24 protein-coding genes are annotated in these 26,987 nt (G+C 63.4%); 20 read left to right on the top strand and 4 right to left on the bottom strand.

The features are described 5' to 3' along the window. The first annotated feature begins 29 nt into the window (after positions 1-29). The 5 genes from mgtE (at position 30) to H2040_RS02865 (ending at position 5,684) form a co-directional block, all read left to right on the top strand. A complete protein-coding gene (gene mgtE, locus H2040_RS02885) occupies positions 30-1,421 on the top strand; it encodes a magnesium transporter (RefSeq protein WP_287154266.1) in 1,392 nt (463 codons plus the stop codon). Continuing rightward, a complete protein-coding gene (locus H2040_RS02880; RefSeq protein WP_287154264.1) occupies positions 1,421-2,362 on the top strand; it encodes a Kelch repeat-containing protein in 942 nt (313 codons plus the stop codon). The genes mgtE and H2040_RS02880 overlap by 1 nt, the downstream gene beginning before the upstream one ends. A 73-nt stretch (positions 2,363-2,435) precedes the next feature. Continuing rightward, positions 2,436-3,830 (top strand): lysozyme, encoded by a 1,395-nt coding sequence (locus H2040_RS02875; protein ID WP_287154262.1) that lies wholly within the window; start codon positions 2,436-2,438, stop codon positions 3,828-3,830. 44 nt (positions 3,831-3,874) lie between these two features. Next, entirely contained in the window at positions 3,875-5,047 is a 1,173-nt protein-coding gene (locus H2040_RS02870) for an isovaleryl-CoA dehydrogenase (RefSeq protein WP_287154260.1), read from the top strand. A gap of 22 nt (positions 5,048-5,069) precedes the next feature. Continuing rightward, entirely contained in the window at positions 5,070-5,684 is a 615-nt protein-coding gene (locus H2040_RS02865) for a hypothetical protein (protein WP_287154258.1), read from the top strand. A 26-nt stretch (positions 5,685-5,710) separates the two neighbouring features. On the opposite strand, the gene H2040_RS02860 is transcribed toward H2040_RS02865, so the two are convergent. Continuing rightward, on the bottom strand, positions 5,711-6,982 hold the full coding sequence (locus H2040_RS02860; protein ID WP_287154256.1) for a hypothetical protein: 1,272 nt from the start codon (positions 6,980-6,982) through the stop codon (positions 5,711-5,713). 114 nt (positions 6,983-7,096) lie between these two features. Between H2040_RS02860 and H2040_RS02855 the strand changes: the two genes are divergently transcribed. Beyond that, positions 7,097-7,591 carry a lysozyme inhibitor LprI family protein gene (locus H2040_RS02855; protein ID WP_287154254.1) on the top strand — a complete coding sequence of 165 codons (495 nt, stop codon included), beginning with the start codon at positions 7,097-7,099 and terminating at the stop codon, positions 7,589-7,591. Positions 7,592-7,991: 400 nt separating this feature from the next. Further along, entirely contained in the window at positions 7,992-8,393 is a 402-nt protein-coding gene (locus H2040_RS02850; RefSeq protein WP_287154252.1) for a hypothetical protein, read from the top strand. Between the two features lie 2 nt (positions 8,394-8,395). Here H2040_RS02850 and H2040_RS02845 read toward each other — a convergent pair whose 3' ends face one another. Then, entirely contained in the window at positions 8,396-10,150 is a 1,755-nt protein-coding gene (locus tag H2040_RS02845) for a patatin-like phospholipase family protein (RefSeq protein ID WP_287154250.1), read from the bottom strand. 136 nt (positions 10,151-10,286) lie between these two features. Between H2040_RS02845 and H2040_RS02840 the strand changes: the two genes are divergently transcribed. From H2040_RS02840 to H2040_RS02820, 5 genes are read left to right on the top strand one after another with little or no spacing between them, the layout of a single operon-like run. Further along, complete coding sequence (locus H2040_RS02840; protein ID WP_287154248.1) at positions 10,287-12,296, top strand: acetyl/propionyl/methylcrotonyl-CoA carboxylase subunit alpha; 2,010 nt, start codon at positions 10,287-10,289, stop codon at positions 12,294-12,296. Between the two features lie 58 nt (positions 12,297-12,354). Next, positions 12,355-13,230, top strand: a complete 876-nt coding sequence (locus H2040_RS02835; RefSeq protein ID WP_287154245.1) for a cupin-like domain-containing protein — start codon at positions 12,355-12,357, stop codon at positions 13,228-13,230. Between the two features lie 40 nt (positions 13,231-13,270). Further along, on the top strand, positions 13,271-13,987 hold the full coding sequence (locus H2040_RS02830) for a hypothetical protein (RefSeq protein WP_287154243.1): 717 nt from the start codon (positions 13,271-13,273) through the stop codon (positions 13,985-13,987). A 53-nt stretch (positions 13,988-14,040) separates the two neighbouring features. Continuing rightward, positions 14,041-14,457 (top strand): DUF1489 family protein, encoded by a 417-nt coding sequence (locus H2040_RS02825; RefSeq protein ID WP_287154241.1) that lies wholly within the window; start codon positions 14,041-14,043, stop codon positions 14,455-14,457. Positions 14,458-14,505: 48 nt separating this feature from the next. Beyond that, positions 14,506-16,356 carry a DUF885 domain-containing protein gene (locus tag H2040_RS02820; protein ID WP_287154239.1) on the top strand — a complete coding sequence of 617 codons (1,851 nt, stop codon included), beginning with the start codon at positions 14,506-14,508 and terminating at the stop codon, positions 16,354-16,356. Positions 16,357-16,360: 4 nt separating this feature from the next. Here H2040_RS02820 and panC read toward each other — a convergent pair whose 3' ends face one another. Further along, positions 16,361-17,215 carry a pantoate--beta-alanine ligase gene (gene panC / locus H2040_RS02815; RefSeq protein ID WP_287154237.1) on the bottom strand — a complete coding sequence of 285 codons (855 nt, stop codon included), beginning with the start codon at positions 17,213-17,215 and terminating at the stop codon, positions 16,361-16,363. 80 nt (positions 17,216-17,295) lie between these two features. Between panC and H2040_RS02810 the strand changes: the two genes are divergently transcribed. Next, positions 17,296-17,880, top strand: coding sequence for an SPOR domain-containing protein (locus H2040_RS02810; protein ID WP_287154235.1), 585 nt, complete (start codon positions 17,296-17,298; stop codon positions 17,878-17,880). A gap of 2 nt (positions 17,881-17,882) precedes the next feature. Next, complete coding sequence (locus H2040_RS02805; protein ID WP_022696614.1) at positions 17,883-18,782, top strand: division plane positioning ATPase MipZ; 900 nt, start codon at positions 17,883-17,885, stop codon at positions 18,780-18,782. Positions 18,783-18,795: 13 nt separating this feature from the next. Here the strand turns inward: H2040_RS02805 and H2040_RS02800 are convergent, their stop codons facing one another. Then, positions 18,796-20,409, bottom strand: a complete 1,614-nt coding sequence (locus tag H2040_RS02800) for a serine hydrolase (RefSeq protein WP_287154231.1) — start codon at positions 20,407-20,409, stop codon at positions 18,796-18,798. 333 nt (positions 20,410-20,742) lie between these two features. Here H2040_RS02800 and H2040_RS02795 point away from each other — a divergent pair, with 333 nt between their 5' ends. The 6 genes from H2040_RS02795 to yajC all read left to right on the top strand — a co-directional run bounded on the left by H2040_RS02795 (position 20,743) and on the right by yajC (position 26,952). Beyond that, positions 20,743-21,216: a phasin family protein gene (locus tag H2040_RS02795; protein WP_022696616.1), complete on the top strand. Its 474-nt coding sequence runs from the start codon at positions 20,743-20,745 to the stop codon at positions 21,214-21,216. A 147-nt stretch (positions 21,217-21,363) separates the two neighbouring features. After that, positions 21,364-21,699 carry an ATP-dependent Clp protease adapter ClpS gene (clpS, locus tag H2040_RS02790; RefSeq protein ID WP_027068183.1) on the top strand — a complete coding sequence of 112 codons (336 nt, stop codon included), beginning with the start codon at positions 21,364-21,366 and terminating at the stop codon, positions 21,697-21,699. 7 nt (positions 21,700-21,706) lie between these two features. Further along, positions 21,707-24,049, top strand: a complete 2,343-nt coding sequence (gene clpA / locus H2040_RS02785) for an ATP-dependent Clp protease ATP-binding subunit ClpA (RefSeq protein WP_022696618.1) — start codon at positions 21,707-21,709, stop codon at positions 24,047-24,049. Positions 24,050-24,102: 53 nt separating this feature from the next. Continuing rightward, complete coding sequence (locus tag H2040_RS02780; RefSeq protein WP_287154227.1) at positions 24,103-25,323, top strand: CaiB/BaiF CoA transferase family protein; 1,221 nt, start codon at positions 24,103-24,105, stop codon at positions 25,321-25,323. A 47-nt stretch (positions 25,324-25,370) separates the two neighbouring features. Next, on the top strand, positions 25,371-26,486 hold the full coding sequence (locus tag H2040_RS02775) for a peptidoglycan DD-metalloendopeptidase family protein (RefSeq protein WP_287154225.1): 1,116 nt from the start codon (positions 25,371-25,373) through the stop codon (positions 26,484-26,486). A 109-nt stretch (positions 26,487-26,595) separates the two neighbouring features. Continuing rightward, positions 26,596-26,952, top strand: coding sequence for a preprotein translocase subunit YajC (gene yajC, locus H2040_RS02770; protein WP_287154223.1), 357 nt, complete (start codon positions 26,596-26,598; stop codon positions 26,950-26,952). Positions 26,953-26,987 lie beyond the last annotated feature (35 nt).

The following is a 26,987-nucleotide window of genomic DNA, read 5'->3' as shown; positions in this document are numbered from 1 at the left end:
GACAGGCCCTGGAAGAGCGGAGACACGGCGTGAGCGACACCCTGATCGAGCCCGAAGACGAATCCGCCGAGCTCTCTCAGGCGGATGTCGATGCGGACGACGTGGCCCGCATCGCCCAGGCTGTCGATCTCAGTGATCCGGACCTTCTGACGTCCATTCTGCTCGAACGGCACCCCGCCGATATTGCCGACCTGTTCGAGCAGCTGGCGAATGAACAGCTGCGCGCGGTCGTGCGCCTGATCCCGCGCGAAATCACCGGCGACATCCTCACGGAGCTGGAAGACGACAGCCGCGAGCTGGTTCTCGACGAACTTCATCCGGTTGAAGTTGCGCGCGCCATTCTCGACCTCGAGACCGATGACGCCATCGAAGTTGTCGAGGACATGGAGGAGGAGGCCCGGGCCGAAGTTCTGGCGGCTGTTCCCGCGCGGGACCGCAAAATCCTCGAGCAAAGCCTGGCCTTTGACGAAGAGACCGCCGGCCGCCTCATGCAGCGGGAGTTCGTGGCGGCGCCGGAATTCTGGACCGTCGGGGACGCAATTGATCACATGCGCGCGGCGGGTGATGATCTGCCGGAGCTGTTTTTCGAAATCTATGTCGTCTCGCCGGATTTCAAGCCGGTGGGGGAAGTCCCGGTCTCGCACCTCATGCGTTCGCCCCGCGACACCAGTCTCAGCGACATCATGCTTGCGCCGCGCGCCCTGATCCGCCCCGAAATGGATCAGGAAGAGGCTGCCTATCTGTTCGAGAAATACCACCTCATTTCGGCGCCGGTGGTCGATGAATCCGGCCGTCTTTCCGGGATGATCACGGTCGATGACATGGTCGATGTCATCCAGGAGGAGAACAAGGAAGACATGCTGGCCCTGGCCGGCGTGACCGAAGCCGGCCTCTCCGACACGGTCCTGTCCTCTGTCCGCGCGCGGGCGCCCTGGCTGTTCGTGAACCTCCTGACGGCGGTCGCAGCCTCCGCCGTGATCGCGCTGTTCGAGGCGGCGATTGCGCAGCTGGTCGCGCTGGCCGTGCTGATGCCGATTGTCGCCTCGATGGGCGGCAACGCCGGCACTCAGTCGCTGGCCGTGGCCGTGCGCGCTCTGGCTTCCCGCGACCTGACCTCCGCCAATGCCCGCCGCATCATCGTGCGGGAGATGCTGACCGGCGTCGTCAATGGTCTCATTTTCGCCGTCGTAATGGCCATCGTGGCCGCAGTCTGGTTTGGCCGCGCCGATCTGGGCCTTGTCATCGCCATTGCGATGGTCGTGAATTTGGCCAGCGCCGGCCTGTCGGGCATTGTTATACCGCTGGCCCTGAAACGGTTTGGCGCCGACCCGGCCGTCGCATCGTCGGTTTTCGTGACCACGGTGACCGATATGGTCGGCTTTTTCGTGTTTCTTGGACTCGCAGCCTGGATGCTCCTGTAATGATTTCGACTCTTGTCTCGCTTGGCGCTGTCGTGATGGCGCAATCGCCTGATGCGGCCGCGTCCAGCGACTGGCGCGCCGCCGCTTCGCTGGAATCACCGCGGGCGGGCGTCACCGCCACCGTCTCCGACGACCTGATCTATGCCGCGGGCGGCTCCGGCCTTCTCGCGCCGATCGAAGACTTCGATGAATACAACCCCGCCGCCGATTCCTGGCGCGGGCTGCAGCCCCTGCCCATGGCTCTGGAGCGCATGGGTCTGGCGGCGCTGGACGGGCGAATCTATGTGGCTGGCGGTTACACCAAAGATTCTCCGACCGACCCCATCGACGATGTCTGGATCTATGATCCGTCCGAAGAAACATGGACGGATTCCCCGGCCATGCCCGCGGCGCGCGCCAATTTCACGCTGGTCGAAACCGGCGGCAAGCTCTACGCGGTCGGCGGCTCGGGCGCGGGCGCGGGCGTGGTCAGCGTGTATGACCCGGCGAAGAATGGCTGGCGCGAGGCTGGCGAGGAGCCCGTCGCCGATCGCCGCGGCGCGGCTGCCGTGGCCCTCAATGGCGACATCTATGTCATTGGCGGCGTCGGTGAGTCCGGCGGCCTGTCGCGCGTCGACATTTTCGATGCGGAAAACGAGACATGGCGCGAAGGCCCGGCCCTTCCGGGAGCGCGCTATGGACACGCCGCGGCGATTGTCGGCGGCCGCATACATGTCGCCGGCGGGCGCGCGTCCTCGGACGCCACGCTGAGGGATCATCTCATCCTGGACGCCGCGACGGGACAGTGGGCGGAAGGCGCGCCGCTTCCCACGCCCCGCTCCGCGGCGGCCGGGGCCGCGCATGACGGCGAGTTCTATGTCATTGGCGGCGGCGCGGGCGGCGGATTCTTCGCGCCGTTCACCGCCATCGACTCCGTGGACGTGTTCAGAAGCGGCGACTGATACGCCTCGCGGCGCGTGAGTTGCAGAGACCGGTTCGAACAAGAAACCGAACCGTGCCGTTTTAGGACATGCAATGACGCCGCGTTTGCGCACATCACCCAAGGGCCGCCAGCTTATCATGGCCTTCGAAGGCTTCCGCGAGGTCGCCGCGCCGCTGGATGAAGGCGGCTGGGTGGTCGGCTATGGCCACGTCAAAAGCGCGCGTGAGGGCGCCCGCGTCACCCGCGACGATGCGCAAAAGCTGCTGATCTACGATCTTCAGCCGGTCGAGGACGCCATTACCGAACACGTCTTCGCGCCCCTGACCCAGAATGAGTTCGATGCGCTCGCCTCGCTGGCCTTCAATATCGGCCCGAAGCGGTTCCTGCGCTCCGACGTGCTGCTCAATATCAATGAAGGACGGCCCATAGACGCCGCCGAGGCGTTCGACGACTGGCGCATGACGGAGTTTGACGGCCGGGTCGTCGTCGTGGATGCGCTGGCGCGCCGACGCGCTGCGGAGAAGGCGCTCTTCCTGACACCTGAAGAAGGCTATGTCGTCGCGCCGACGCCCCAGGTCCGCGTGGCCAGCGCCAATCCCGGCGGCTCGCGCGGCAGCGAAGCGGTCAGCGTCAGCGTCGATCTGCAAAGCGGCTCCAGCGCCCCGGAATTCGCGCCGCTGTCGCCCGCGCTTGAACAGCCGGAGGCCGCGCCTGAACCCGCGCCGGCCATGAAAGAGGGCGGGGCCCAGCCGCTTGAGGTGCATGTGGGGACCTTCGCGGACATGCCCGCCCCGGCCGCCGCTTCGCCTGAACCTGTAGAAGCGGAACCCGCGCCGGACCGGGATGCCGAAGAGCCGGAAATGCTCGAATTCGATATCGCCATGCCGGAGCCGCAGGCGGCGCCCGAAGACGAGGCAGAGGCGCCGGACAGGGTTGAAGACGCCGCTGCGGAGCCAGAGGCGGAAAAGCCCGCCGGCCCGCCCGCGCCGGAACCGGTCGAGGACGTGATAGCCCGCATCGCCCGGGGCATGGACGAGGAAGCCGAAGAAGATATCGCCAGCTTCGACGATGACGGCGAAGAGGGTGAGCACACAGAGAATTTCAGACCTTACGGAACGGCGAAAGCCACGGCCCTATCGGGGGATAACGGGCCTGTGGCTTCAGCCGGGCCGGTGACGGGCGACGCGCCCGAGCCGCCCAGCGAGGAAGAGCTCTGGATATCCGAGGAGAAATCGGAGATCGAGAGATGGCGGGACCTCGCTGCGACGACGGAATCGGATGACGAGGGATCCAGCGCGCTCTGGTATGCGCTGTTCCTTGTCATTGGCGTCGGCCTCACCGGCTTCGGGCTTTTCGACTCCTATCTGCGCTGGAGCGGCGGGCGGGAGACTGCGCTCTACGGCCCGCTGATTGCCGCGGTGGGGGCGGTCGTGATGATCGGGTCGATGTGGTTTCTGGTGCGGCAGCTCGTCCGCGAGCGAACGTAGCTGGCGGCTAGGCAGGACTTCAAAGCGCGTGGTAAGACCCGCGCATGATTTCAAATTCCTATCCCGTTCTGAACTTCGACCTCGGCGACACCGCCGAGATGATTCGCGACACCGTGCAGAGCTTCGCCTCTGACAAGATCGCGCCCATCGCCGCAGAGATCGACGAAACCAACAAGTTTCCCAAGCATCTCTGGCCTCAGCTGGGCGAGCTGGGCCTTCTTGGCATCACCGTGGAGGAGGAGCTGGGCGGCACCGGCCTTGGCTATCTCGAACACGTGATCGCGATGGAGGAAATCTCCCGCGCCTCGGCGTCGGTGGGCCTTTCCTACGGCGCGCACTCCAATCTCTGCGTCAACCAGATCCGCCGCTGGGGCAATGACGAGCAGAAGCAGAAATACCTGCCGGGCCTCATCTCGGGCGAGCATGTCGGCTCCCTGGCGATGAGCGAGCCGGGCGCCGGGTCCGATGTCGTCTCCATGAAGACGCGCGCGGTGAAGAAGGGCGATCATTACGTCCTGAACGGCAACAAGATGTGGATCACCAACGCCCCGGAAGCCGAGACGCTGGTCGTCTACGCCAAGACCGACCCCGAGGGCGGATCCAAGGGCATGACGGCCTTCCTGATCGAGAAGGGCATGAAGGGGTTCTCCGTCGCCCAGAAGCTGGACAAGCTGGGCATGCGCGGCTCCGACACCGCAGAGCTGGTGTTCGAGGATTGCGAAGTGCCGGAAGAGAACGTCATGGGCCCGGTGGGCGGCGGCGTTCAGGTGCTGATGTCCGGCCTCGATTATGAGCGCGCGGTTCTGGCCGCCGGCCCCATCGGCATCATGCAGGCCTGCCTCGACGTGGTGATCCCGTATGTTCACGAGCGCAAGCAGTTCGGCAAATCGATCGGCGAGTTCCAGCTTATGCAGGGCAAGCTGGCGGACATGTATGTCACGCTGGGCGCGGCGCGGTCCTATATCTACGCCGTGGCACAGGCCTGCGACCGGGGCGAGACCACCCGCAAGGACGCTGCGGGCGCAATCCTGTTCGCCTCGGAAAAGGCCACATGGATGGCCTTGGAAGCGATCCAGTGTCTGGGCGGCAACGGCTATATCAACGAATACCCGACGGGCCGCCTGCTGCGCGACGCCAAGCTCTACGAGATCGGTGCCGGCACGCAGGAAATCCGCCGCTGGCTGATCGGCCGGGAGCTGTTCGGCGAGACCGGGTAGGGCGCCGGCGAGGGGGGCGTAAATGATCAGTATCGTTTCGGCCGCCCTGGCAATGTATGCCGGCCAGGCGCAATCCCTCCAGACCGCGCCTGATTGCTCCCACGACCGCGCCGCCATGCTGGCGATGGATCTGGACGCTTTCGACCAGACTTATGAGTCCGGATGGCGAACGCTGGCCAATATCAAGGGCTGCGAAGCCGCCGCGGCCGACCTGATCGCTGACTGGCGCGCCAGAAATGCGCCGGACAATCCATCCTTGATGCGCTGGCATGAAGGCCAGTTGCGCGCCGCGGCGGGCGATGTCGAAGGCGCTATCCAGTCGATGCGCCTCTCCGCCGCGGAGGAGGAGGCCGCGGGAGACATGGCGGACCTAGCCTATAAGCAGGCGACGATTGCTTTTCTCGAGCGGGACCGGGATTCCCTGACCGATTGGCGCGACAGACTGGCGGCAACGCCCAAGCCTGAAGGATTCGATGAGGCCGCCGACAGGTTTGAAGCGGAATATGGCTGGCGGCCTGTCTGGCCGTCCAATCTGAATGTTGTCGATGGGTTGATCGCCTGCTTCGACCAGCCCTACGCGGTCGCATACACGACAGAATGCCAGCCGGGTTCTGGGCCTTCCGCGGCGGAAGAATAGGCATTCAAAGGGAATGACCCGACGGGTCAGGCGCTAATTCTCTCGCCGTTTTCCTGTCCGGCCAGCGGCGTGTGAGCGATCCGGAAACGGCTCACGGCCCGGCTATTGGTCCATTCCACGATATCCTCGATCCGGATTGCGGTGTCCGGCCACCCTGTCCGCGGATCGACGATGAAAGCCAGCCCGACATTGCGTCCGGCGGACTGGTACAGCGCCTGCCAGACCGTATCGCTTTCCTTGACCGGGAAGGCCAGCAGGGGCGCGCAAGCTTGCGTTTCTTCCTGGCGGTACAGGCTGCGGTCCACATGATCGCGGAAGAAATCATTGCCGTGTTTCATCTGGGCGTAGAGTCGGCGCTTGTCCTCATCCGGCAGCCCGCGCCAATAGGTCAGGAACGTCTTCCGCAGGGCATAGGCAAACAGCCCGATATAATCGCGGCTCTCACGCACGAAGAATATCAGATCGGGTTTGTCTCCCTCGATATGCTCCGCTTCCAGAAAGCGCGTGAACCGGTCTTCAATCGGCAGGCTGGCCATATCGAGGACCAGCACTTTGCGCCGGTAAAATTCACTTTCCCGGATCTCGCGCAGCGCCTTCTCCAGCTTGCTAAGCTCGGCCTGATCGGCGGCCGGCTTGGTCAAAACCTCGTCTGGCGTCCAGGCGGGCAGGGTCTTCAGCACCGGTTTGCTTTTCTTGCTTATGGCGTCGCTCAGCCCGATCGAGGCGACGCTGGAATAATAGCGTATGCCCTCGAGATCGCTCGTCGCGACCCTTTGCAGAACCTCGATTTGCCGTCCGGTGGACTCCAGCAGGACCTGCAGGGTCCGGCCCAGCAGGACCACGATCACGCCGCCGCCAAAGATCAGGCCGAAACCGGCCAGAATCGCAGAAGCGGAAATCAGATATGGCGCGGCGTCTCCCGCCGTATCCAGCAGGCCGGAAAAGACCGGAACGCGGCTTCCATTCCGTATGCTGATTGTGATCAGCATGTGCGCGAAGGGGGCAAGGATCGCCGCCGTAGCCACGCCAATCAGAAGATAGACTTTCCACAGCACGGGCTTCGAATAGGCGTATTCCTGGCCCAGAACGCGCCGCTCCTTCTCCCAGATCGCCAGCCAAGCAGCGATGAAGACAAGAATGATGATGATTACGGCTCCGATCCCGACGCGCAGGAGACTGGATTGCGCGTGCAGCAACGCTGCGGCCGCCAGTGCGAACACGCTGAAAATGGCGCCCGCCAGCATGCTCACAGCCACCCGGCCCCAGACGCGGGCGTCGGTTTTGAAGCGTTTTTTCATCCCACCACCCCGGCGAACCGGTTTATGGTTAATTCAGTGATGCGTAGTTTCCAAGAAAGATGAGTTTAATGCCGTTTTGCAGGCTGTGGATGCATTTAAAGGGACTTGGTCCAAATGATTGAAATACTGGCGCTTGTTCTTCTGATCGGCGGGGAAAGTCAGAGCGGTTACGATACGCTCAAAACCCCTTCCGGGGCTGACCGCACCGCGCTGGCCGACTGCCTGTCCGCGGCCAGGGAGGAGGGCGATGCCTGGCAATCCTGCGCCGGCGTCGTCAGCGATCCCTGCATGGACAAGCCGGAAGGCTACACCACGGTCGGCATGGTTGCGTGTCAGGCGCGGGAGACCGCGTTGTGGGACGGCTATCTCAATGCCTGGTACCGGGACGCCCGCGCCGCCTTGCCGGGAAAGACGGCCGATGATTTGCGGGATGTGCAGCGCTACTGGATCGAATACCGGGACGCCAAATGCGCGCTCCCCTACGCGGTTTTCGAGGGCGGAACCATGGCGCAGCCGGTCGCCGCCGGGTGCATGCTGGAAGAGACTGCCAGCCGCGCTCTGGACCTCGCCGGGATTGTCGAAATGGCTGGCGGAGACGTTGAATTTTAATACGCGAAGAACTCTGGCGAGGCTGACGCGTTAGGTTGGTAACGCCAATTGCGGAGCCATCATGAAAACCAGGTCAATTTGCGCCGCCATAATGCTGGCTTCCGCGTCGTTTCTGGCCGCTTGCGGAAACGACAGTCCTGTCGTCGACGCAGACACGACAGAAGCCGACACGGCTGAACCCGGCGATCCGCGGACAGGCGGCCGCGATGCGCCGGAGCCGGAGTCAGGCGCGGAGTCCGGAAACGGGGAAGGCTAAAAAATTCGATTTCCGGCTTTGCCTCGGCGTTTCACCGCCTATGTTAAAAATACGGATGGCTGACCGCGCTGCGCCATCCATTCCATGCCGGAACGGATCAGGCCCGCGCACTCGACGCATCCGCTGGAAACGGAAGGCCTGATCATGACTTTCAAGACTCTTCTTGGCGCCGGCGCCGCAACCGTCTTTATCGCCGCGGCCGCATTTGCGCAGGACGATGCCCGTTCTGCCGGCGAACAGACCGCTGAGACAGTTGAATCCGCCGATGAAACCACGGACGAAGTGGTGGTTCGCGGCATCCGGATCGAACCGGTTTACTGGGAACGCTACAAACCGGTCCCGCTGGAATATCAGGGTCCGGCCATGCGGTCCGATGGCGAAGTCGAACGCGCCTCGACAGAGGTCGGCGGCGCCTCCTTTGGCCTGGTCGCCGATTACGGCGCACAGCCCGCGGACGCCGCGTCTCCTTCAGACACGATGAGCGTGCTGGATGAGGACAACACCGCGCTTAACGTAACGGTTCGTCCCGCGCCGGAAGGCCAATAGGCTCAAGGCCCGATAATATCGGACATCGGCGATTGCGTGGCGGTCAGGGCTTCCGGCCCTCCGTCCAGATCCCCCAGCACCGCCTTGGCGGTGTCATATCCTTCCTGGACGGCCTGGTCGTAGGACCGCCAGTTGCGGATATCGATATTCTGCAGACCCGGATGGATCAGGACATCCGCCTCGTCGCGGCGAATCATCATCTCGCCTTCCCTTCCGGCCGTGGCGGACCGCAGCAACAGCGAGGCGATGGGCGGCGTATCCCTGAATCCGTGCTGTAGTACCCAGGAGAAGAAATTCGGCGCGTCGACGAAATCGTCCGCGTCGATGGCGTTGGTCCGGCCCACATCCAGCCCGACAATCGGCCCGCGGTGAAAGTTTCGCATCTCGTCGGCGGGGAAATTCTTCATCACCGCGCCATCGACCAGAAGCTGGTCGTCCTGAACCACGGGCGGCAACAGGCCGGGAATGGCGATGGACGCGCGCAGAGCTTTGCGCAGCATGCCCTGCTTGTGGACCATGGGTTCGCCCTTGGTCAGATTGGTGGAGATACAGAAGAAAGGATGCTGCAAATCGGTGATATCGACGTCGCCGAAATGCCGTTTCAGGCGGGCGTCGACTTTCTTGCCCCGTGTCAGGGACACGACCGGAAGAACGTAATCGTCCAGCGGGTTGGTCTCCACGAAGGCCTGTCTTAGGCGGCGGTCCAGCTCCTCGTCGTCCCAGCCCATGGCAACGCCTGCAGCGATGATCGCGCCCATGCTGGTGCCGCCCAGAAAGTCAAAATGAAAGCCGGCCTCCCGCAGCGCCCGGATCGCCCCGACATGGGCGTAGGCGCGCGCCCCGCCGCCGGACAGGACCAGCCCGATCGACTTGCCGCAGGCGGTGCGGGCCAGCGCGTCGACATCGTGGTCATTGCCGATGCGCCAGTGGAAAATCCGCGTCGCCCGCGCCGCATTCATCCATTCTCGCGGCGCGGCCTGTGGCGGCGCGCCCTGCGGGTGGATCAGAACCATGTCGACCAGCCGCAGCCGCGCCAGCGGCGTCATTTCACCCGGCAACAGCGGATCGCTTGGACGCGCGTCGGAGCGTCCCAGCAGCCAGATCCGGTCGGCCTGCCGCAACACGGCGCGGGTCCATGATCCCTCCCGCAGCGGCGCGGCCAGAAGCACCTGATCGTATTTGTCTTCCAGCTGGGCGAGGCGGTCCATATCGCCCGCTTCCTCCCCGTCCATATACGCGACCTTCGAACCGGTGCGCTCCATCGCTTCGGCTAGTTGCAGCCCGTAGGCGCGCAGGTCGATGGAGGGGGAGGAGGAAATAAGGGCGAAGACGCGCGGCGCGGAGCTGCGCGGATTGGCGCGCCGCATCCGGGTAATCATCATGCGCGCCAGATCGCCCATAAGCTCCGGACGCCGCCCGACAATTTCCAAAAATTCGTCTTTCGGCAGCGCAATCAGCTCTGAGTCGCGCAAAGCATAAACCGAAGCGGAATGTGGCTGGTCGGCAAACAGTGCGATTTCGCCGGCCGGTTCTCCGGGCCGGATATGGCCCAGCAGCTCCAGTTGACCGTCGCGTTCCCGGAATGCCCCCACGGAGCCGGAAACCACGAAATACAAGGCATCCGCCGGGTCGCCCTTGTGGAATAGAGGTTGTCCTCCGGGCAGGCTGAACCATCTCGCCTCGCGCCGCACGGCGCGGCGCGCCAGGAAGCCCAGCTTGTCGAGGATCGGAAGGTCGATTGTATCCTTGGGGACCATGTATCCAGAGTGTCCGGCCTTGAACCTTGCCGTCAATCAGTGATCTTGAAGGCTGCGGCGGCTTGCCCAACCGGCCCGGATCGGTGAGGGTCGCCGCAAATTGGATTTCTACAGGTTGAAGACGGTTTTTCCTGACATGTTCAAGTCTCTTCTGATCGCGAACCGGGGCGAAATCGCCCGCCGTATCGCGCGCACCGCGCGCAGCATGGGGGTGCGCGTTATCGCGGTTTATTCCGATGAGGACGCCGATGCGCCGCACGTGCTGGAGGCCGACGAGGCCGTTCGGATCGGTCCCGCCGCGCCGCGCGAAAGCTATCTGAACGTGGAGGTCATTCTGGACGCCGCCCGCCAGACAGGCGCGGAGGCCATCCATCCGGGATACGGGTTCCTGTCGGAAAACGCCGAATTTGCAGAAGCTTGCCAGAAGGCCGGGATCGTCTTCGTGGGGCCGCCGCCCTCCGCTATCCGCGCCATGGGGCGGAAAGACGAAGCCAAGAAAATCATGGACGAGGCCGGGGTGCCGATCACGCCCGGCTATATGGGCGATGACCAGTCCGATGACCGTCTGGCGAAGGAAGCGGAATCAATCGGTTATCCGCTGCTGATCAAGGCGGTCTCCGGCGGCGGCGGCAAGGGGATGCGCCGGGTCAATGAAACGTCGGAATTCCAGCCCGCGCTGGAAGCGGCGCGGCGCGAAGCCTCGTCCGCCTTTGGCGATGACCGCGTGCTGCTGGAGAAGTTCATCGAGAATCCGCGTCATGTGGAAGTGCAGATTTTCGGCGACGGACAAGGAAACGCGATCCATCTGTTCGAGCGCGATTGCTCCCTGCAGCGACGCCATCAGAAAGTGATCGAGGAAGCGCCGGCGCCGGCCATGCCGCAGCATGTGCGCACGGCCATTTGCGCGGCCGCTGTCGATGCCGCCAAGGCGGTGGGTTACGAAAACGCCGGAACCGTTGAATTCATTGCCGATGGCTCCGGCGATCTGCGGGAAGACGGCTTCTGGTTCATGGAGATGAACACCCGTCTGCAGGTGGAGCATCCGGTGACCGAAATGGTCACGGGAATGGACCTTGTAGAGCTGCAATTGCAGGTCGCGGCCGGCGGCTCAGTGCCCCCGCAGGATGAAATCCGCCTCAACGGCCACGCTATGGAAGCACGGCTTTATGCCGAGGACCCCTCCACCGGATTCCTGCCCTCCACGGGCGATCTGGACTGGCTGCGCCTGCCGGAAGCCGACGACGTGCGTGTTGATAGCGGGGTCGAGGAGGGCGGCAAGGTCTCCATCCATTACGACCCGATGATCGCGAAAATCATCGTCCACGGGCCCAATCGCGAGGCGGCCGTTGCCCGCCTGACCGAGGCGGTCGAGGCCGTGGAAGTCCTTGGCGTCAAGACGAATGCTGGCTTCCTGGCGCGCACGCTGCGGCGGCCCGAATTCATGCGCGGCGCGGTGGATACCGGTTTCATCGCCCAGCATATCGACGCGCTCTCCGACACCGCGCGCCAGATCGAGGCGGCGGCCCCCATTGCCGCGGCGCTATCGCTGGATATCCGTGAGGAACGGGCGCTGGGCCGCGCCGTCGCGGCGGGTGAAGATAACTCCCCCTGGTCCAGAATGGACGGTTTCCGGGTCAATCTCCGCCCCCGTCTGGGCGTGTCATTCCTGATCGATGGCGAACGCCGGGAAATCCCTGTCACGGCGAGCGAAGACGGGTATTTCTGGCGTCACGGAGAGGACGAAACCCCGATCTGGATCGACCGTGACGAGGAGTGGTTCGAGGGGCAGGTCGGCGACGAGCCCGTGCAGGGCCGTGTTCTGGAAACGGAAGAAGGCTTGATCCTGCTATATCGCGGCGAATCCCTGCGCTTTGTGTCGCCGCGCGCGAAGGTGGAAGACGCCGCCGAAGCGGAAGGCCAGATCGAGGCGCCGATGCCCGGAAAAGTGCTGGAAGTTCGGGTGAAAGAGGGCGATTCCGTCACCAAGGGGCAAACCCTGGTGATCCTGGAAGCCATGAAGATGGAGCAATCCCTGACCGCGCCGCGCGACGGGGTGGTGGAATCGGTATCGGCGGAGGCCGGAGAACAGGTTTCCGAGGGGCAGATTCTGGTTGCCCTGGCGGAGGAAGCGGAAGAAGCCGCGTAGCGCGCGAACTGGCCCGGCTTTTGCTCTCCTGACAGGCGAAACCTATCAGGAGCTGCTCATGACCGGGTCTTTGTTTCAAACTGCAACGGCGAATTTCTCCGAAACCTTCTCCCGCGCCCCGATTCGGGCCCGGCACAGCCTGCATGAGATACCGCTTTTTGATGACGAAGCGCTGGCCCGGCTGATCGAATCCCACCCGCGCGAGCTGACCGACATCCATGCGCCGCGCGGCGAAAGCCGGGATGCGAAGGATTTTCCGGTTATTGACGTGGAACAGACGTCCGGCGCCGCCTTGCTAAACGAAGTGCGCAACGGCCGTATCTGGATCAATCTGCGCCGGGCAATGAATGAAACGCCCGAATACAAGGCCGTTCTGGACACGATTGTCGCTGAACTGAAGGTCGCCTCGACCAATTTTCAGCCCCGCCAGGTCAGTGCGGGGATACTGATCTCATCCCCCACGGCCAGCGTTCCCTATCATTGTGACAAGACAGACGTGCTGTTGTGGCATGTCCGGGGCCGTAAACGGCTGTTCCTTTACCCGCCGGAAGCGCCGTATCTGGACCCGGTCGAGTATGAAGACCGCATTGTCGATCTGACAAATGACGATCTGCCGTATGATTCCAGGTTCGAGAACGGCGTTCAGACGTTCGATATGGAGCCGGGAGACATGGTGAGCTGGCCGCTCCACAGTCCGCACCGGGTCGAGAATCTGGAAGGCCTGAACGTGTCGGTGACGATGGAATATTCCAGTTGGCGGTCAGCAATCATCAACGGCGCCTATGCCGCAAACGGCGTTTTGCGGCGCCGTTTCGGCCTCAGCCCGTTGAACCCGCAAGAGGCGCCGCGCGCCCTGAACATGGCAAAACTGCTTCTGGCGCGCGCTTTCAGGGCCGCCGGAATGGCCGGAAAGCCGCCCTTGAAGGCCGCGTGAGAGCGTTGACCGGGACGCCGGATTGAATAAACCGGACTCCATGAAAGCGCTTTACAGCCTGTGCCTGCTTTTGCTGGTCCCGCAAGCCGCCCATTCCAACGATATTGCCGCCCTGGAAGCGGCAATTTCCGATGCGGAAGCGCGGCTGGAAGACCATGAATCCACCCGTTTTTCGTTCCGTAAAACCATAGAACAGCCCGATGTGCGGGTGGTTTTGCGTTACGATCCGTCCCAGAAACCGCCCTGGAGCGTGATCGGAGAGGAGACTGACGCAGCCGAAGCCGCGTCCCGGTCCCACAATGAATCGCTTGCCGGCGCGGAAGAACCGCCGGACCGGGACGCGCTGATCACCGATCCGCGCCGCCTCCTGACCGCAGGCGAAACGGACTTTCTTCGGGAGGAAGACGGCGCATGGGTCTATAATTTTGACCTGAAAGAGGGCGTTGAAATGGCCGGCGGCGGCGAGAGAGCGGACATTACCCGCTATCTGGATGGCGAAGTTTTTGTCGACAAGGAGAGCGGCCGGTTGAGCGGCATGCGCTTTTTTGCCCCCGAACCCTTCAAGCCGGCCCCGGTTGCGAAAGTCAAAGAGATGAATGTGCGCATCGATTTCGCGCCGGTTGATGGCGGGGAGGGGCCTCTGGTTTCTGTCCGGGAGGAAACGAAAGTGTCCGGAAGCGCCATGTTCCAGAACTTCTCCGAGCAGAGCACCACGACCTATAGCGGCTTTGAAATGGTAGAAACGGCGCCCGAGTAACGGTTGCAACGCTTTGCATAGGGCGGCCGCGCGCCATATTTTAACGGTGAATCATGGCGCTTCACCTCATCAAACTCTGCGTTGGCGTGGATACGCCGGACCAGCTTGAGCAAATTCGCAAGCGGCGCATGGCCAGTTCCGATGCGCCGCCGGTTCACGTCACGCGCCAGCGGCCGCGCCGGGCGGCTGAAATTCTGGATGGCGGGTCGCTTTACTGGGTCATGAAGGGCGTCGTCATGGCGCGTTCGCCCATCACGGCGCTGGAAGAGGCGGAGCGAAACGGCAAATCCGCTTGCCGTATCGTATTCGCGCCGGAGCTGATCCGTACCGAACCCATGCTGAAACGCCCGTTCCAGGGCTGGCGATATTTGCGTGAAGAAGACGCGCCCCGGGATCTGGAAAGCGCGTCAGGCGGCGATGATCTGCCGCCGGAACTTCGCCGCAAACTGATGGAAATGGGCGCCTGGTGAGTTTTTGACGCCTTGCGGAGCGGTTTGCGGCCCGCCAGAGTGCCGGCCATGAAAAAATCACTCCGCACCGTTTCCGCCTCCGCCCTTTCCGTATTCCTTCTTTGCGCCGCACCGGCCGCGTTCGCCGTTCAGGATGACGCCGCGCCCGCCGCCGAAGCGCAGGAGAAAAGCGAACTGGTCAGTTTTCTGGACCAGGCGTTCGAGGAACAGCTGGCGCTAAGCCCGCAGAGCCAGACCTATCTGGGCCGCACGACAAACTATGGACAGCTGGATGACTATACGGCTGAAGCCGACGCCCGCGCCCTCGCGCTGGCCGAGCAGCAGCTGGCCGAGATGCGGGAGCGTTTTGATCCGGAATCTTTAAGCGAAAGCGACCGTATCTCCTTCGAATTGTTCGAGGACGATGTGCGCCGCCAGCGTATTGGCCAGGAGTGGCGCGATCACGGATTCATCTTCCGCGCCAATGGCGGGCCGACCGGCAGCCTGCCGGTCTTCATGATCAATGCCCATCGCGTGGGCTCGGTTGAGGACGCCGAAGCCTATGTCTCCCGCCTGCGCGAGGTGGAGCGCGTGGGGAACGAGATCGCGGCGGATTTCCGTACCCGCGCCGAGGCGGGCGTCGTGCCGCCGGCCTTTGTGTTCGAGCCAACCATTGCCGACGCCCGCGCCGTCATCACCGGCGCCCCGTTTGGAGAGGGCGAGGACACGCCGCTCTGGGCCGATATCAAGGAAAAGGTCGCCGAGCTGGATGCGGATGAAGAGACGCAACAGCGCCTTCTGGACGAGGCGAAAGCCGCGCTGACCGGAGAATTCCAGGCCGGCTATGACGCCATGATTGCGGCGCTGGAAGAGGTTCAGCCGATGGCCGACAGCAATGACGGCGTCTGGCGGCTGCCGGACGGGAAGGCCTATTACGACGCGCGGGTGGCGCTCTCCACCACGACCGAGCTGACAGCGGACGAGATCCACCAGATCGGACTGGAGCAGATCGACCGCCTGCGCGGCGAGATGGATGCGATCCGGCAGGAAGTCGGCTTTGAGGGCACGCTGAATGAATTCATTCAGTACGTGAAGACCGATGAGAGCTTCAATTACCCGAACACCGAAGCGGGCCGGGAAGAGTATCTGGAGGATGCGCGCGCCTATATCGACCAGATGATGGAAGCCGCGCCGGACTGGTTCGGCCGCCTGCCGAAAGCGCCGCTGGAAGTGCGCGCCGTGGAGGAATGGCGCGAGGCGACGGCCTCTGTCGCTTTCTATAACAGGGCCACGCCGGACGGCTCCCGCCCCGGCATCTTCTATGTGAATCTGGCCGACATGACCGAGGTGCTGAAGCCGCAGGTCGAAGGCATCGCCTATCACGAAGGCGCGCCGGGCCATCATTTCCAGGTCTCCATCGCGCAGGAGCAGGACGGCCTGCCCATGTTCCGTCGGTTCGGCGGATACGGCGCCTATTCCGAAGGCTGGGGCCTGTATTCGGAGCGCCTGGGCAAGGAGATGGGTTTTTATGAAGACCCGTATTCCGATTTCGGGCGGCTGGGCCTGGAAATCTGGCGCGCGGCGCGGCTGGTGACCGATACGGGTCTGCACGCCAAGGAATGGAGCCGTGAAGAGGCCATCGATTATTTCAAGGAAAACACGCTGGTTGCGGACCTTGATATCGTCAAGGAGGTCGAGCGCTACATCACCAATCCGGGGCAGGCGACCAGCTATATGATCGGCCAGCGCAAGATCCTGGATCTTCGCGAGGAAGCGCGGAACGAACTGGGCGATGACTTCGATATCGCCCAGTTCCACGACACGATCCTGAGCCAGGGCGGCCTGCCGCTGAGCGTGCTGGAAGAACAGGTTCGCGGCTGGATTGCGGAAGAGAAAGCCGAAGGCGAAGGGGCGGAATAACGCCCTAGCCGACTGGCCAGTTATCGATCAGCCGGGTCTTGCCAAGGAACGCCGCGGCGAAAATGCGGGAAGGCTCCGTGACAGGGCCGGGGCCTTGCAGGTCAAGACCTTCGCTGCTGCGCGCCTCCAGGTAATCGATACAGTCGAATCCGGCCGCGGCCAGCGCCTGTCTGGCCGCATCCAGCGTCTCGTCCACGCGCGCGCCGCGTGAAAGCGCGCCTGCGGCATTGTTCAGGACGACGTTCAGCTTTCCGGCGGAAAGGCGTTGCGCCTCCGACAAATAGGCGTTGCGGGAGGACATGGCGAGGCCGTCTTCCTCCCGCACAGTGGGGGCGCCGATGATGCGCGCGCCAAGGTCCAGATCGGCGTTGACGCGTTTGATGACCTGAAGCTGCTGGTAGTCCTTCTCGCCGAACACGGCGATGTCCGGGCGGGCCTGCCCCAGAAGCTTGGACACCACCGTCGCCACGCCGTCGAAATGGCCGGGACGGCTGGCCCCGCACAGGCAGTCTGTCAGGCCGGATACCCGGACAGAGGTGGCAAAGCCCTCCGGATACATTTCCCCGACAGCGGGCGCGAAAAGAAGATCGCATCCGGCGCCGGCCAGTTTTGCCGCGTCGCCCGCCTCGTCACGGGGATAGGCGTCCAGATCCTCGCCGGGACCGAACTGGGTCGGGTTGACGAACACCGAGGCGATTACACGGTCGGCTTCGGCTTTTGCCCGCTTCACCAGCGACAAATGGCCTTCATGCAGCGCGCCCATGGTCGGCGTGAAGCCAACGGTCAGGCCGTCGCCGCGCCAGCGTGCGACCTGACGGCGTAAATCTGTGACGGTGCGGACCATGGGAAGTTCTGACATGGCCGCAGACTTAGAGAGGACGCAGCGATTTCGGAAGCTTTTTACGGACAAAAACCGCCGAATCCCGGCATGCTGTGCGAATGAATCGCTTTCACTGGATCATAGCGGGGGCGGCCATTGTTCTTGCGGGCTGTGAATCGGCCCCGGAACAGACGGCCATGGCCAGCGGCCCGGTATCGGATGCGGAGCTGGCGCGGCTGGCCGGAGACGTCGGCGACAAGCTGTCCGGCATCGACGAAGCCGAAGCCGCGCGGCTGCGCCCTTACGAGCTTGAATTGCGGCGCTTGTCCGACCTGCTGGGCGTGCCCGCGCCGCGTTCACGATCCGTGGACGCTTCCACAGATGTGGCGGCCAGCGAGCCGGAGCCCGCGCCGTTCAACCCGCCCGCGCCGCCGGCGCTGGAAGGCGGGCGCAGCGTATTCCATGCGGTGCGGCTGGGCGTTTACCCGAGCCGTCAGGCCGCCGAGGCTGGCTGGCTGGCGCTGGCCATGATTCACGGTCAGGCGCTGTCCGGACGGACGGCGCGGATCGAGGAACAGGAAGACGGATTTATCCTGAAGGCCGGCCCCTTCGCCGACAGCGCCGCCGCGACCGCGGTGTGTGATGAATTGAAAGCGACAGACATGCGCTGCGCGGTCAGCGACTTCACCGGAGAGGATTTCTAGGTATGGAAGACGGGGGCTGGGGCGGCCGCGATACGGCCGACGATGGCGGGTCTGCCCGGACAGAGCGCGCCGGTTCGCCGGACGGGCCGCATCTGCTGGTGGTGGGCAATGAGAAGGGCGGGGCGGGAAAATCCACCCTGGCCGTGCATCTTGCCTTTGCGCTGATGAAGATGGGCCTGACGGTCGGCGTGCTGGATCTGGACGTGCGCCAGCGCTCCACGGACCGGTATCTGGATAACCGCGCGCGCTGGGCGGACCGCTGCGGCGAACCGCTGCCTATGCCGCAGCGCTTTACGCTGTCGGCCTCCAGCGCCCGAAATCTTGACACCGCGGACGCGGAAGAGGCCGAGGCCTGGCAGGGGTTCCGGGACTCCGTGAAGGGGCTGGATATTGTTGTGATCGATACGCCGGGCGGGGTGACGCATTTGTCGAACCTGGCGCATGGCTCTGCCGATACCGTGGTCACGCCGATCAATGATTCCTTTGTCGATTTCGACCTGCTGGGCACGATCAATCCCGCCACCATGAAGGTGGAGCGGCCCAGCCTTTACGGCGAAATGATCTGGGATGCCCGCAAGCGCCGCGCCGCGCGCGACAAGAAGCCCATCGACTGGGTGGTGGTGCGCAACCGCATGTCCATGCTGGACGCGCGCAACAAGCGCCGCGTGGGCGAGGGGCTGAAGGAACTGTCCCAGCGTATCGGGTTCCGCATTGCGCCGGGCGTCTGCGAGCGCGTGATCTATCGCGAGCTGTTTCCGCGCGGGCTGACCCTGCTGGATATGGGACAATTCCCCGATGACACACCGGCCTCTATGAGCCATGTGGCCGCGCGGCAGGAGCTGCGGGATCTGCTGATCGTGCTGAAGCTGCCGGCGCTGGCCGGCGAGGCTTTGCGCTTCTAGCGAGAGAGCCCGCCTACGACTTCGGAGAAATCGGGAAGCAACCGTCGCCGCGCTTGGTCAGATCGGCGCACAGGCTGGCCGCAGCGATCTGCGACAGGCCGGTAAAGCGCGCGCGATACATCGGCTTGTCGCCCGGCGTCGTCTCGACCCGCGTGCTGGCGGCGGTCAGGGCCGCAAAGCTCAGCCCCTCGATTTCCTTGAGTCGCTCGGCGGCCTTGGTTTCAGAGCCGAACGCGCCGACCTGGATTTCCCATTCGCCCTGGAACACCGGCGAGGCCTTGCGTGCAGCAACGGCAATGTCCGCAACTTCCTTGGGTTCGGCGTCGGCCACAGGCGAGGCTTCAACCGGCGCGGGAGCGGCCGTGACGCCTTGAGGCTGCTTGTCGAAGACCAGCTTGGCCATCTGGACGGCCGCGGGCTTTTCGTCTTCCGCGGCTTCGTCGGTTTGGGTTTCCACGGGCGTTTCGGCGGCCAGCTGAACCGGACCGTCCGTCTGTTCCGGCATCGCCACCACAACAGGTTCGGGGCGCGCGGGCGCAGGCTCAGGCTTTTCCTCGACCGGGGCCGGGGCGGCCTCTTCCTCTGTCGGTTCTCCGGCGTCGTCGGCAAAGACGATCTTGACGCCGCGGCGCTCGGAGGAGCCTTGCGCGGCGGGCTTGCTGAGCTCCAGCGAGGCCAGCGCCAGTTCCTGTTCGTCCTTCTCGACGGCCGGCGCGGCGGCGACCTGCGGACCGCGCGGCGCGGCCGTGACAAAGCCGGAGCTGGGCGCGGTGCCGCTGTCGTTCAGCGCCACGAAGGTCGGATTGACCACGCCTTCGTCGATCGCCTCATAGGAACGCTCGATCAGGTCTTCCATGTGGGCGTCGCGGATGCGGCTGGTGGAGCCGCCCAGGACGACGGCGATCAGGCGGTGGCCGTCGCGCTCAACGCTGGCGGCCAGATTGTAGCCGGAGGCGCGCGTATAGCCGGTCTTGATGCCGTTCACGCCGGTGACTCGGCCCAGAAGATTATTGTGGTTGCCGTAGCCGCGGCCTTTGAACTCGAAGCGCTCGGTATTGAAATAGCCGAAATAGCCGGGATGGTTTTCCATCAGGGCGCGGGACAGCAGATACATGTCCGTGGCCGTGGTGACCTGTTCCTCGTCCGGCAGGCCGGAGGCGTTGCGGAAGCGCGTACGGGTCATCCCCAGCTCCTTGGCCTTGGCCGTCATCATCCGGGCAAAGCGCCATTCGGAACCGCCGATGCGTTCGCCGAGAGCGGCGGCGACGTCATTGGCGCTCTTGGTGACGAGGGCGTAGATCGCTTCCTCGACGGTCAGGCTGTCGCCGGGTTTGATGTAGAGCTTCGAGGGCGGCTGACCGGCGGAGTGCTTGGACATGACAACCTTGTCGGTCAGGCCCAGCTCGCCCGCTTCCAGGGCGTCGAACGCCATGTAGAGCGTCATCATCTTGGTGAGGGACGCCGGATATCGCAATTCATCGGCGTTGCGCGCATGAATGATCGTGTCGCTTTCCAGATCCACCACCAGAGAGGCATAGCGCTCTGTTTCCGCATGAGCTGCGGTTGCGGTGATAATGATCGTCAGAAAGGTCGCCAGAGCCGTTGCAATAGCCTGCATGCGCGGCATGTGTTCCCCCATCCTGTGTCGGGTTGCCGGATTCGTATCCGTGCACCCTACCCGTCCCATCGTTTATCTATCGTAAACCGAAATGACAGGCGGCGGCTATGGCGTTTCGTGCGATTCAACTGACAGGCGAACATAAATTGTGCGGTGCACAATAAAACTTGACGCACCTGCGAACTGTCCCTATATCACAGCCTGTGAGGAAAAGGGCTTCGGGCCCGGCCTCGGCGCCGAACAGGCGCGCTGCGTGACGCCAACACGAACAGATGCTTGCAGGGCCTGGATTTCCCGCGTTCCGGCCCCGTCAAATTACCGGACCCACGAAAGGAATTACAGATGGCTACGACCAAAACCACGACCGCCAAGAAAACCGCTGAAAAAGCCACGGAAACCGCCGAGCGCAACGCCGAGGCGTTTGCCGAAGCCGGCCAGCAGGCTTTCCGCGAAGGCATCGAGCGCACGACCGCCACGATTGGCGATTTCTCCGCTTATGGCAAAGAGAACATGGACGCCATGATCGAGTCGCTGACGATCACGACCAAAGGCGTTGAAGATCTGAACACGAGCGCCGCGGCCTACGCCAAGGACTCTGTCGAAGGCAGCGTCGAGGCGGCCAAGAGCATGGCCTCCGCCAAGAGCGTTCAGGAAGTGATCGAGATCCAGAGCGAGTACGCCAAGTCCTCCATGGACCGCTACGTTTCCGAAATGACCAAGACGACCGATCTGTTGACCGGCCTGGTCAAGAACGCCTGGCGTCCGCTGAACGACCGCGCCGCCAAAACGATGGAACAGGTCCAGGCCCAGCGCTAACCGCAGCCAGCCTGACTGCTTCAAAAAGGCCCGGCGGAGACGCCGGGCCTTTTCATTTTTATGCAAGTCGCAGGCGTTACGCCTTTTCAAGTGCGCGACTCGTCATATTTAATTCAGTCTGAGCAGGCAGAGTCGAATTCGACCAAGATGACAGAGCCGAACAAAAACAAGCCCGGGCAGGGGGATGACGGCCAGACCGGAGTCGTCACGGAGACGCGCGTCAAAACCAAACGCCCGTCCATGTACCGGGTCTTGCTGCTCAATGACGACTACACGCCGATGGAATTTGTCATCGCCGTCCTGCAGCAGATTTTCAACAAGTCCTCGGACGAGGCGACGACGATCATGCTGCACGTTCATCAGAACGGCGTCGGCGTATGCGGCGTGTTCACGTACGAGGTTGCTGAGACGAAAGTTGTCCAGGTAGTGGACGCGGCCCGTCGCGCGCAGCATCCTCTTCAATGCACGATGGAGAAAGTTTAGGACCCAAATGCCCTCATTCTCGTCAGGTCTGGAAGAAACCCTGCACCGCGCCATCGCCTATGCGAATGAACGCGATCACGAATATGCCACGCTCGAGCATCTTCTTCTGGCGCTAATTGACGACGCGGACGCCGCAGCCGTTATGCGGGCCTGCGAAGTGGATATGAGCGAACTTCGCGACGACTTGGCCGGCTACGTCGATAACGAGCTGAGCAATCTTTCCATTGACAGCGAGGAAGACGCCAAGCCGACGACGGGTTTCCAGCGCGTTGTCCAGAGGGCGGTCATTCATGTGCAGTCCTCGGGCCGCGAGGAGGTGACCGGAGCCAATGTGCTGGTCGCCCTGTTCGCCGAGCGCGAAAGCCACGCCGTCTATTTCCTCCAGGAACAGGAAATGAGCCGCTATGACGCGGTGAACTATATTTCCCACGGCATCGCCAAGAGCGCGGCCGAAAGCGAGGCGCGCCCGGTGCGCGGCGCCGCCGAGGGCGAGGACGAGCCGGTGAAATCCGGCGCCGAGGCGCTGGACGCCTATTGCGTGAACCTGAACCAGAAGGCGAAGGACGGCGATGTCGATCCGCTGATCGGCCGAGGGCCGGAAGTGGAGCGCTGCATCCAGATTCTCTGCCGCCGCCGCAAGAACAACCCGCTTCTGGTGGGCGATCCGGGCGTCGGCAAGACCGCCATCGCCGAAGGCCTTGCGCGCAAGATCGTGGAAGGCGAAGTGCCGGATGTTCTGGGCGAGGCGACCATCTTCGCGCTGGACATGGGCGCCTTGCTGGCCGGAACGCGCTATCGCGGCGATTTCGAGGAACGGCTGAAGGCGGTCGTCAAGGAGCTGGAGGAATTCGACGGGGCGATCCTGTTCATTGATGAAATCCATACCGTGATCGGCGCCGGGGCGACCTCCGGCGGCGCGATGGACGCGTCGAACCTTCTCAAGCCGGCGCTGCAATCGGGCGCGCTGCGCTGCATGGGCTCGACCACCTACAAGGAATTCCGTCAGCATTTCGAGCGCGACCGCGCGCTGGCCCGGCGATTCCAGAAGATCGACGTGAACGAGCCGGACGAGGCGGACGCCATCAAGATCCTGATGGGGCTGAAGCCGTATTTCGAAGACTTCCACGGCATCAAATACACCAGCGAGGCTATCAAGCAGGCGGTCAAGCTGTCCGCCCGCTACATGTCCGACCGCAAGCTGCCGGACAAGGCGATCGACGTGATTGACGAGGTCGGGGCCAGTCAGATGCTGAAACCCGCCTCCCGCCGGAAGAAGCAGATCGGCGTGAAGGATGTTGAAGACATCATCGCCAAGATGGCGCGCATTCCGGCCAAACAGGTCAACCAGTCCGACGAGAAGGCGCTGAAGGCGCTGGACGAGGATCTCAAGCGCGTCGTGTTCGGACAGGACGCGGCCATCGAGCAGTTGTCAGCGGCGATCAAGCTGGCCCGCGCCGGCCTGCGCGAACCGGACAAACCGATCGGCAACTATCTGTTCTCCGGCCCCACGGGCGTTGGCAAGACGGAGGTCGCGCGTCAGCTCGCCTCGATCATGGGGGTGGAGCTGATCCGCTTCGACATGTCGGAATATATGGAGCGCCATACGGTTTCCCGCCTGATCGGCGCACCGCCGGGCTATGTCGGCTATGACCAGGGCGGCCTGCTGACCGACACGGTCGACCAACACCCGCATTCGGTGCTGCTGCTCGACGAGATCGAGAAGGCGCACCCGGATCTGTTCAACGTGCTGCTGCAGGTCATGGACCACGGCACGCTGACCGACACCAACGGCAAGAAGATCGATTTCCGCAATGTCGTGGTGATCATGACGACCAATGCCGGGGCATCCGATGCGGCCAAGAACGCCATCGGGTTCGGACGCGACAAGCGGGAGGGCGAGGACCAGGCCGCCATCGAGCGCCTGTTCAGCCCGGAATTCCGCAACCGTCTGGACGCGACCATCGCCTTCGGCAACCTGACGCCGGAAATCATCGAGCGCGTGGTCGAGAAGTTCGTGCTGCAGCTGGAAGGCCAACTGGCCGACAGGAACATCACGTTCGAGCTGACGGACGCGGCGATCCGCTGGCTGGCCAAACGCGGCTATGACGACAAGTTTGGCGCCCGCCCGCTGGCGCGCGTCATTCAGGACGCCATCAAGAAGCCGCTGGCCGACGAGATCCTGTTTGGCAAGCTGAAGAAGGGCGGCGTGGTCGAGGTCGATATCGATCCGAAAGACGACGAAAAGCTGAGCTTCAACTTGCTGGACGCGGACACGCTGAAGAGCCGGAAGGCGTCTAAAAAGCCCAAGGCGGCGCCAAAAAAACGCAAAAAGACAGAGACCGTCAGCTAGGTTGCGACGGTTCCATCTAGGCAATTACGGGCCGCCTTGCTAAGGCGGCCCGTATGACTCTGCCCCTCCAGAATATCCGCGTTCTCGATCTCTCCCGCGTTCTGGCCGGCCCTTTCGCCGCACAGACTTTGGGCGATCTGGGCGCTGACGTGATCAAGGTGGAGCGGCCCGGCGCCGGTGACGATACGCGCAGCTGGGGCCCGCCTTTTCTGAGCGGCGCCAAGGGCGAGGATGGCGACGCGGCCTATTTCCTTTCCGCCAACCGTAACAAACGCTCCATTGCGGTGGATATCGCCACTGATGAGGGGCAGGCCATTATCCGCGCGCTGGCGGCGGAAAGCGATGTCGTCCTGGAGAATTTCAAGAGCGGCGGTCTGGCAAAGTACGGGTTGGATTACGAGTCCCTGAAAGCGCTCAATCCGAAGCTGATCTATTGTTCGATTACCGGGTTCGGGCAGACTGGCCCGGAAGCGGCGCGCGCCGGATATGATTTCATGATTCAGGGCATGTCAGGCCTGATGTCAGTCACCGGCGAATCCGAAGAGGAGGGCGGGCAGCCGACAAAGGTGGGCGTCGCGGTGTCGGACCTTTTCACCGGCCTGTATGCCTCCACCAGCATCTGTGCGGCGCTGCAGCGCCGCAATCAGACAGGCGAGGGGGCTTATATCGACCTGGCGCTGTTCGACTGCCAGCTGGCGGCGATGGCCAATCAGGCGATGAATTATCTGGTCTCCGGCCGATCGCCGGCGCGCGTCGGGGCGCAGCATCCCAATATCGTGCCTTACGCCCGGATGCCGAGCGCCGATGGCTATTTCATCCTGGCGGTGGGAAATAACCAACAGTTTGAGAAGTTTTGTGAAATCGCCGGACACCCGGAATGGGCCGAAGACGCGCGCTTTGAACGCAACCGGGACAGGGTGGATAATCGCAAGGCGCTGCACGCCCTGATCGAGCCCGTAACGCGCGCCCGGACTTCCGCCGACTGGCTGGAGGCGCTTGAGCGCGCCGGGGTGCCGTGCGGCCCCATCAACAGCGTGGGCGAAGCATTCGGGGAGCCGCAGGCCGCCGCCCGCCAGATGCGCCGGCCTGTCGAACACGCGCAAGCCGGTCAGGTTGAGATAACGGGATCACCCATCTGGATGGACGGGGCGCCGATGGATGTGCGGCAAGCGCCGCCAACGCTGGGCCAGCAGACTGACGAGGTTTTGCGCGAGGCGCTTGGCAAATCGGCAGAGGATATTGCCCGCCTGCGCGATTCCGGGATCATCGGCTAGATCACCCTTAGCAAAGGGTTAAGGGGAATTGGGCGATTCTGTCCGTCATGATGCGCGCATTCGCCCGAACGCCTGTGAAATACAGCCTGCTGGCCGGTCTTGGTCTGAGCTTGGGCGCGTGCGCCAGCACGCCATCGGTCGCGCCGGTGGAGCATCGGCGCGCGAATTCGGAGCGGCCCGCGCCGACCCGGCCGGAACCGGTTGTGCAGAACGAGCCTGACCTGCCGCAAGCCGTTCCCAGCCGCTCCAGCGAGATTTCCGCCGCGCCTCTATCGCCGCCCTCCGCCAGTCCGGAGCCGCTTCAACCTGCGTCTGAAGTTTCCAGGCCCAAGGATACGCCCAGCCGGATCACGGTTCAGAAGGGCGATACGCTGTTCTCTCTGTCCGAGCGTTATTCCGTCCCGTTGCATTCCATGATTTCCGCGAACGGGCTGGAGCCGCCTTATACGTTGAGCGTCGGACAGGTCCTCTCCGTGCCGCAGCCCGAAATGCATGTGGTGAAGGCGGGAGAGACGCTGAACGAAATCGCGGCGAAATATAATATCGATCCGCCATCCCTGTTGCTGTTGAATCGTCTGCATTCGGCCGGCGGCCTGCAGCCGGGCCAGGCCCTGATGCTGCCGGCCGATGAGCCGATGCGGCGGGTGGCGTCCGTGTCGCGCCCCGCTAGCACGACAACCTCGTCTTCAGCGGCGAGTTCCTCGTCTTCAACCGCATCCACCGCCACATCCACGCCAACGCCGGAGCGCACCACCCCGCCAGCGCGCGGCGTGCAGATTCGGCAGGCAAAATTCGACTGGCCGATTCAGGGCCGAATCCTGTCCGCCTTCGGTCCGAAATCCCAGGGGCTGCAGAATGACGGCGTGAATATCGCCGCGAAAGCCGGCGATCCGGTGCGGGCGGCAGGCGACGGGGTGATCGTTTATGCCGGCAATGAACTGGCCGGATATGGCGAACTTCTTCTGGTTGAGCATGATGGCGGATGGATCACGGCATACGCCCATAACCGCGCGTTGAACGTGAAAGAGGGCGACCGCGTGTCGCGGGGACAGGTTATCGCCGAGGCCGGCCAGACCGGGTCGGTTGATACGCCGCAAGTGCATTTTGAGGTGCGTCAGGGCGTCAGTCCGGTGGACCCGATGCAATATCTTCCCACCGCATAACCGTTCGCGCCTCTTTCGCGAACCGTTCAAGCCTCTATATAGTCCGCCATCATTGCAGCGCCGCGCATTCGCGCAGCGCGCGTCAACAACACGTTTCTCGGGGATTTTCATGTTCTCTACGCCCGCTTACGCCGCGGCCGGCGCCGCTGGAGGGTCCGGCAGCTTTCTGATCCAGATCCTGCCGCTGGTCCTGATCTTTGTCATTTTCTGGTTTCTTCTCATTCGTCCGCAGCAGAAGCGGATGAAGGAGCACAAGGAAATGATCGGCAATCTGCGCCGCGGCGACGTCGTCGTGACGTCCGGCGGGGTGATCGGCAAGGTCACCAAGGTGGATGACGCCGAAGTCACCGTTGAGATTGCGGAAAATACGCGCGTGAAGGTCGTGCGCGGCATGATTTCCGAAGTGCGCACCAAGCCGGAGCCGGCGTCCAAGCCCGCCGCGGCCAACGAAGACGAGAAATCCTGATCGGCGGTTTTTCGCCCCGTTCCCGCCCTTCCTGA

Source organism: Euryhalocaulis sp., assembly GCF_013911995.1.
In the GTDB taxonomy this organism is placed as follows: domain Bacteria; phylum Pseudomonadota; class Alphaproteobacteria; order Caulobacterales; family Maricaulaceae; genus Euryhalocaulis; species Euryhalocaulis caribicus.
Note: the sequence above shows the minus strand (reverse complement) of the source record. Positions and strands in the feature narration are given on the sequence as shown.

What these genes read in the sequence shown, in the direction of transcription:
- H2040_RS02880 (WP_287154264.1), top strand. Translation starts at nt 1,421, where the DNA reads ATGATTTCGACTCTTGTCTCGCTTGGCGCTGTCGTGATGGCGCAATCG.
- H2040_RS02875 (WP_287154262.1), top strand. Translation starts at nt 2,436, where the DNA reads ATGACGCCGCGTTTGCGCACATCACCCAAGGGCCGCCAGCTTATCATG.
- H2040_RS02870 (WP_287154260.1), top strand. Translation starts at nt 3,875, where the DNA reads ATGATTTCAAATTCCTATCCCGTTCTGAACTTCGACCTCGGCGACACC.
- H2040_RS02865 (WP_287154258.1), top strand. Translation starts at nt 5,070, where the DNA reads ATGATCAGTATCGTTTCGGCCGCCCTGGCAATGTATGCCGGCCAGGCG.
- H2040_RS02860 (WP_287154256.1), bottom strand. Translation starts at nt 6,982, where the DNA reads ATGAAAAAACGCTTCAAAACCGACGCCCGCGTCTGGGGCCGGGTGGCT.
- H2040_RS02855 (WP_287154254.1), top strand. Translation starts at nt 7,097, where the DNA reads ATGATTGAAATACTGGCGCTTGTTCTTCTGATCGGCGGGGAAAGTCAG.
- H2040_RS02850 (WP_287154252.1), top strand. Translation starts at nt 7,992, where the DNA reads ATGACTTTCAAGACTCTTCTTGGCGCCGGCGCCGCAACCGTCTTTATC.
- H2040_RS02845 (WP_287154250.1), bottom strand. Translation starts at nt 10,150, where the DNA reads ATGGTCCCCAAGGATACAATCGACCTTCCGATCCTCGACAAGCTGGGC.
- H2040_RS02840 (WP_287154248.1), top strand. Translation starts at nt 10,287, where the DNA reads ATGTTCAAGTCTCTTCTGATCGCGAACCGGGGCGAAATCGCCCGCCGT.
- H2040_RS02835 (WP_287154245.1), top strand. Translation starts at nt 12,355, where the DNA reads ATGACCGGGTCTTTGTTTCAAACTGCAACGGCGAATTTCTCCGAAACC.
- H2040_RS02830 (WP_287154243.1), top strand. Translation starts at nt 13,271, where the DNA reads ATGAAAGCGCTTTACAGCCTGTGCCTGCTTTTGCTGGTCCCGCAAGCC.
- H2040_RS02825 (WP_287154241.1), top strand. Translation starts at nt 14,041, where the DNA reads ATGGCGCTTCACCTCATCAAACTCTGCGTTGGCGTGGATACGCCGGAC.
- H2040_RS02820 (WP_287154239.1), top strand. Translation starts at nt 14,506, where the DNA reads ATGAAAAAATCACTCCGCACCGTTTCCGCCTCCGCCCTTTCCGTATTC.
- panC (WP_287154237.1), bottom strand. Translation starts at nt 17,215, where the DNA reads ATGTCAGAACTTCCCATGGTCCGCACCGTCACAGATTTACGCCGTCAG.
- H2040_RS02810 (WP_287154235.1), top strand. Translation starts at nt 17,296, where the DNA reads ATGAATCGCTTTCACTGGATCATAGCGGGGGCGGCCATTGTTCTTGCG.
- H2040_RS02805 (WP_022696614.1), top strand. Translation starts at nt 17,883, where the DNA reads ATGGAAGACGGGGGCTGGGGCGGCCGCGATACGGCCGACGATGGCGGG.
- H2040_RS02800 (WP_287154231.1), bottom strand. Translation starts at nt 20,409, where the DNA reads ATGCCGCGCATGCAGGCTATTGCAACGGCTCTGGCGACCTTTCTGACG.
- H2040_RS02795 (WP_022696616.1), top strand. Translation starts at nt 20,743, where the DNA reads ATGGCTACGACCAAAACCACGACCGCCAAGAAAACCGCTGAAAAAGCC.
- clpS (WP_027068183.1), top strand. Translation starts at nt 21,364, where the DNA reads ATGACAGAGCCGAACAAAAACAAGCCCGGGCAGGGGGATGACGGCCAG.
- clpA (WP_022696618.1), top strand. Translation starts at nt 21,707, where the DNA reads ATGCCCTCATTCTCGTCAGGTCTGGAAGAAACCCTGCACCGCGCCATC.
- H2040_RS02780 (WP_287154227.1), top strand. Translation starts at nt 24,103, where the DNA reads ATGACTCTGCCCCTCCAGAATATCCGCGTTCTCGATCTCTCCCGCGTT.
- H2040_RS02775 (WP_287154225.1), top strand. Translation starts at nt 25,371, where the DNA reads ATGATGCGCGCATTCGCCCGAACGCCTGTGAAATACAGCCTGCTGGCC.
- yajC (WP_287154223.1), top strand. Translation starts at nt 26,596, where the DNA reads ATGTTCTCTACGCCCGCTTACGCCGCGGCCGGCGCCGCTGGAGGGTCC.